Here is a 2,268-nt window from a genome sequence, read left to right on the forward strand (position 1 = left end):
CCGTCCCCTCCGTCACCGGGACCGGCCCGGCCGCGGGACCGCGGCGGACCAGGCGAGGCGTCAGCAGGGCGTCGTCCGTGACCGCGAACTGGGTCTCGCCCGCCGCGACGGCCGCGGCCACCCGGTCCCAGTCGCGGAAGCCCGCCGGCACCTCGGCCAGGACGAGGCGGCCCGGCTGCTCGGTCTGCGCCGACCGCACCAGCCCCCACACCGCCGCCGCGGCGAGGTCACCGGGCCGGGTCACGAGGACGAGCCGGGAGCCCGCGAACCGCTCGTCACCGAGCCAGCCCTGTACGAGGTCGAGCACCTGGCGCAGACCGTCGTGGACCGAGTACGGCAGGTCGTCGGCGTCTCCCCGGCAGGGCGCCAGCACCAGGCCGGGCACCTCGCCCGCGCTCATGTCGGCCAGCGAGAACAGGTCGTAGTAGCGCGGCGCGGGCGTCCCGGCCGCCGCCAGGCCGGCCTCGATCTCGTCGGCGAGCTCGTCGAACCCGACCACCGCCCACCGCGCGTTCCCCGGGGCGCCGGTCGCGGCGGTCTCGGTCCATTCGAGCGCGTAGGGCGCGGTCCCGGTGGAGGGGCGGGCGGCGCTCCTCGGGGTCTCGCGGAGTGCCAGGGTCTCGACGCCGGCGATCCACTCGCCCGTGCCGTCGAAGAGCGCCAGCGCGATCCGGCCGCCGCCCTTCTCCGTGATCCGTACGCGGAGGGTGTCGGCGCCGCGGGCGGACACGCGGAGGCCGCTCCAGGAGAACGGCAGCAGCAGGGTGTCCCCGTCGTGGCCCGACTCGTGGACGGTCAGGTGCAGGGCCGCGTCCAGGAGGGCGGGGTGGAGGGTGAAGCGGCCGGCGTCCCCGCGCACCAGGTCGGGCAGGGCGACCTCGGCGTAGGCGTGGCCGTCCGCGTGCCAGGCGGCGCGCAGGCCCTGGAAGGCGGGGCCGTAGTCGTAGCCGCGTCCGGCGAGCCGGTCGTACACATCGGTCAGGTCGACCGCGGTCCCCTCCGGCGGCCAGGACGTCAGCCGCTCGGAGGCGGTCGCCGGGGCCGTGCCGAGCAGGCCGTCCGCGTGCGCCGTCCAGGGGTCGTCGTCGGACCGCCGGGCGTGGACGCCGACCGTGCGGCGGCCCTGATCGTCCGGCCCGCCCACGGCCACCTGCACCTGTACGGACCCGGACTCGGGCAGGAACAGCGGCGCGTCCAGCGTCAGGTCCTCCAGCAGGTCGCAGCCCGCGTGGGCGGCGGCCTCCAGCGCCAGTTCGGCGAAGGCCGTGCCGGGCAGCAGCACCGCGCCGTCCACGGCGTGGTCGGCCAGCCACGGGGTCGTGGCCGGGGACAGCCGTCCGGTCAGCAGGAAGCCGTCGTCGGCGGCGAGCGGGACGACCCGGTCGAGCAGCGGATGCGGGGAGGAGCCCGAATCCGTCGCCACGGGGTCGAGCCAGTAGCGGTCGCGCTGGAAGGCGTAGGCGGGCGGGCTCACGGCGGGACGCGGACCGGACCCCAGGACCGTCGTCCAGGAGACCTCCGCGCCCAGCGTCCACGCCTGGGCCAGGGAGAGGAGCATGCGACGCGGGCCGCCCTCGTCGCGGCGCAGCGACCCGCACACCCCGGCCCCGATCCCGGCGGCGCGGCAGCTGTCCGTCACATTCCCGAGCAGCACAGGGTGCGGGCTGACCTCGATGAACACCGGCGAGTCCGGCTCGGCCGCGGTTCTGATCGCCTCGTCGAACAGCACCGGGCGGCACAGGTTGTCGATCCAGTACGTCTCCGTCAGGGTCGTGCCCTCGACGAACGCCGCCTCGACCGAGGAGCAGAACCGCACGTCGCCCTCGACCGGCCACACCCCGGCCAGCGCCTTCTCCAGTTCGGGAACGAGGGCGAGCATGTGCGGGGTGTGGCTGGCGTAGTCGATGTCGACCCGGCGCGCTCTGACACCCGGGTGCCCGGCGAGCTCGTCCAGGGCGTCGAGGTCGCCGGCCACCACGCAGCTCTCCGGGCTCGCGTGCACGGCCACCCAGAGGCGGTCCCGCCATCGCGATCCGATCAGCTCGCCGGCCTCGGCGGGGGGCAGGCCGATCGCGGCCATGCCGCCCGTGCCGTCCGCCTGGGCGATGATCCGGCTGCGCAGGACCATGATCCGGGCCGCGTCTTCGAGGGACAGCGCGCCGGCGGCGCAGGCCGCGGCGATCTCGCCCTGTGAGTGGCCCACGACGGCCTGAGGCTCCACCCCCGCCGCCCGCCACACCGCCGCCAACCCCACCATGACCGCCCACA

1 protein-coding gene is annotated in these 2,268 nt (G+C 76.1%); it reads right to left on the reverse strand.

Going from position 1 to position 2,268, the window contains the following annotated elements; translation table 11 throughout:
• Positions 1–2,257 (reverse strand): acyltransferase domain-containing protein (locus tag AB0D67_RS39035; protein ID WP_362947468.1); only part of this gene is annotated, 2,257 nt, incomplete at its 3' end.
• Positions 2,258–2,268 lie beyond the last annotated feature (11 nt).

It is taken from the genome of Streptosporangium sp. NPDC048047 (genome assembly GCF_040653115.1).
Lineage (GTDB): Bacteria > Actinomycetota > Actinomycetes > Streptosporangiales > Streptosporangiaceae > Streptosporangium.